This is a genomic window from Candidatus Margulisiibacteriota bacterium, from assembly GCA_028706105.1.
In the GTDB taxonomy this organism is placed as follows: Bacteria; Margulisbacteria; Riflemargulisbacteria; order GWF2-35-9; family DYQY01; genus DYQY01.
Genome location: JAQWCF010000127.1, coordinates 1 through 3,703, shown reverse-complemented (window position 1 = coordinate 3,703; position 3,703 = coordinate 1). Strand labels below are relative to the sequence as shown.

The 3,703-nt window shown below is 37.1% G+C and carries 2 protein-coding genes; both read left to right on the top strand.

Annotated features, from left to right (window positions below; genetic code table 11):
• A partial coding sequence (gene fliD, locus PHF25_09110; protein MDD4528167.1) for a flagellar filament capping protein FliD occupies positions 1-2,976 on the top strand: 2,976 nt, incomplete at its 5' end.
• Positions 2,977-2,988: 12 nt separating this feature from the next.
• Positions 2,989-3,420, top strand: coding sequence for a flagellar export chaperone FliS (gene fliS, locus PHF25_09105; GenBank protein ID MDD4528166.1), 432 nt, complete (start codon positions 2,989-2,991; stop codon positions 3,418-3,420).
• Positions 3,421-3,703: the final 283 nt, after the last annotated feature.

The following is a 3,703-nucleotide window of genomic DNA, read 5'->3' as shown; positions in this document are numbered from 1 at the left end:
AAAGAAAGCACTTGGGGTAGCATATCTGCAGATTTAGTTTCATTGCAGGTATCTAACTACACTCTTTCTAGAACAGCGACCTTTGGAGCAAAAAGTGCTGTTTCTTCAAATGAGGGCATCCTTTCCCTAAGTGCTTCTGTTTCTGCTAATGCAGGGAGCTATTCTTTCTATGTTAATCAATTAGCACAGTCAGAACAGCTAACTTCAGCTGGTTTTAGTAATTCCACTACCGCAAAATTGGTTGCTTCAGCCAAAGAGATTACTATAGAATCTGGGAACGCGAAATTACAAAGATTTACTGAGCTAACTTCCTTAAATGGAGGTAATGGTGTTAGTCGTGGGAGTATTTTTGTCCAGGACAGAGATGGCAATGGCTCCACAATTGACTTGAGCGCTGCTCAAGATATTTATGATGTGATAGAGGCTATAAATACATCAGGATTAAAATTGTCCGCTGGAGTAAACGCTTCAGGAGATGGCATTAATGTTGGCTATACAGGTTCGTCGACTTCCAACAATTTAATAGTTAGAAATGTAGGTAATGGCACAATGGCCACAGACCTAGGGATAGACACCGGAGCGTCAGGTGTTGCTGCTAACCAACAAGCTGGTAGCGGTGTTTATTATTTAGCAAGCAGTATGAGTTTAAGTCATTTAAATAGTGAACTAGGCGTAGAAAAAGGAAGCTTTGTTTTAAATAACGGAGCGGATGATTATAAAATAGATATCTCTGGAGCTAAGACAGTTGGAGATATAATAAGTTTGATTAATTCTTCGGGCTCAGGAATAACGGCATCAATTAGTGCTGATAAGAAAAGCATTAGCTTAAGTGGAACAGATATAACAGTTTCAGAGAGCGGGAACGCAACAGTAGCTAAAGAGCTAGGTCTTATGGGTATTAATGGAACAGGTAGCGACGGAATGGCTATCGTTGGTGGTTTGGGTTCTGTTTTGAACACTAGCTTGTCAGGTGCAACAGGTAATGGCATAAGAGCTGGAAGTTTTGATATTATTGGTGATATAGCAAGCACAATAACAGTTGCCTCTCAAGATTCCATAATAGAAGTAATTAATAAAATTAATGCTGAGAGTGCAGATACCGGAGTTATGGCTAGGATAAATAATTCTGGCACTGGACTAGAGCTATATAAAAGCAACGGAGGAAGTTTTACCATTACGGACTCTAATACTTCCAGAGATTTAGGTCTGCATACGGATGAAAATATAGGTAGTTCTTCAGATGGAAAAATTACAGGTAGCAGTTTAGGTTTTAAATATTTAACCAGGACGTCTTTACTTTCTGACCTGAATCAAGGCGTAGGGTTTAAAAGAGGAAGCATTAGTATAACAAATAGCGATGGTAATGCTTTTAGTGTGAATTTAAGTAGCACAACCTTAACAAATATGGGCGAAGTGATAGATGCTATCAATTTTGCTTCAGACACTGGTTCTTACCACGTAAAAGCTAGTATAAATGCTACAGGGGATGGACTTTTAATTACAGACACTAATGGTGGCAATATTTCTGTTGTGGAAAATGGTACTGCTGGGACAGCAAAAAGTTTGGGTATTTTGGGGTCTTCTACTGCTGGAGAAATAAATGGTTCTTTTAAGAAAGTGATTAACGTTACAGAGGATTATACTTTAAAAGATTTGCAAACAGCAATTAATGGCTTAGGTATAAATCTTTCTGCTTCAATTATTAATGATGGCTCATCCGATCCATACAGGCTTATTTTAACTTCCACACAATCTGGCAGAAATGGTTCTTTTGCGATTAGTAGTGGAGTTGAGAATTTACAGTTTAACACAGCAGTACAGGCAAAAAACTCCTTGATAACAATGGGTAATCCTACCTCGAGTCAGGCTGTTTTTGTGAAAAACTCAAGTAATACAGTGAGTAATTTTATTTCAGGCATGACACTTAATTTGAAAGAGGCTTCTTCTAGCCAAGTAACAGTTACTGTTACAAATAATTATGAAGAGATCGCTGCAGTAGCAGAACAATTTGTAGAAAACTATAATACTGTGATGGATAAAATCAAAGAACAGCTCAAGTATGATTCAACTTCTGGAGTTACGAACCCTTTGTTTGGAGACACCAACCTGATGCTTGTTCAGCAGGATCTTTTTTCTTATATAAGCAAAGGAGCAAGTGAGCTAAATGGAACAATTAAAGCTGTTTCACAAGTTGGCATGAAGTTAGAGCTGGATGGTTCCTTGTCTTTTAATAAGTCGAAGTTTAATCAGGTTCTACAAGACAATTTTGAAGATGTTAAAGATTTTTTTACTTATAATCATAATGCGATGACTTCTGCAACGTTAACTGCATCTTCAACAACTGCTGGAAATATTCAAGGCGTGAAAGACGGGAACACAGGAGAGACCTCCTTGCTTGCCGGAACGACTGGGTGGCAGGGGGCTAATGGAAGTAGCATAGAACTAGATTTTGGTAAAAAAACAAATATAACTTCGTTTAGTTTGTTCGGAACGAACACTTCTCCAAGCGATGTAGTAAAAAGCTTTGTCTTACAATATTGGAATGGTTCTGGCTGGAAAGACCATGCTAGTGTAACAAATAATACAAAAAAAGATATTTCAATGAATTCTTTAAGCAATTTGTACGCAAGTAAAATAAGGTTTAATAATATAACCACAGTTGGTGGAGGAGATGTTAAGTTAGCAGAAATACAAACATATCAGCCAGTAGGTCTTTCTAAATATTTTGATTATAAGATTAGCTCTATTACCGATGCTTCAATTGGCTCTATTAGTAATGTGATGGACAGTACTACTGCAGAAATGGCTCTTATTGATAATCAGATAACTAGCATGGAAGATAGACTATCTATTGAGGAAGAAAGACTTCGAAAACAATTTACAGAACTTGAGACAATGATGGGAAAAATGAGCAACACCTCTTCTTGGTTAAGTCAGCAGACAGCTTCACTTAATTCAAATTGGAGCTATAAATAGTGGTTAATAAATATGATAAAAAATAATTATCTAGAGAATCAAGTTATGACTGCCACACAAGATAAGTTGCTTATCATGATGTATGAGGGTGCTGTTAATTTTTTAAAACGTTTAGACATTGTGGATTTTGAGCGCGACATAGAGACGCGAAATTATAATATTACAAAAGCGAGTGCAATTATTACCGAGCTTCAATGTACGCTTAATATGGATTATAAGGACATAGCGGAACCATTATTTGCGTTATATGATTATATGCGAAACAGATTATTAGAAGCTAATTTACAGAAGAAAAAAGAATATGTCGATGAAGTAATAACAATGCTTAATGAATTAAAATCTTCTTTTATGGCCGCTTCTGCTATTGTGACTCCTGTTATTGAAAAAACAGAGGAAGCTTCCGATAAGGCTCCAGTATACGAATCGGTGTCTTTTTCAGGATAGACCTCTCCCAGCAGAAGAAATCACCTCACCAGCTAAAGTTATTTTCATTTATTCACAAGCCTAAAATTGTAGCTACCTCTCCTGGCAGAGAGGCTTAATTATTAATTATTTTCACGCCTCCACTTAATCACCACATAGTCATTCCCGCGTAGGCGGGAATCTACAACGTGCATTGGCCTTAAGTAATCAAATTTCAGTAGTGGCTGGTAGTTTTTACATTATGGTATCTTGAGCCCATTCGACTTGCAAAGCTCGCTCAGGGTAAACTCTATCAAATTGTCAT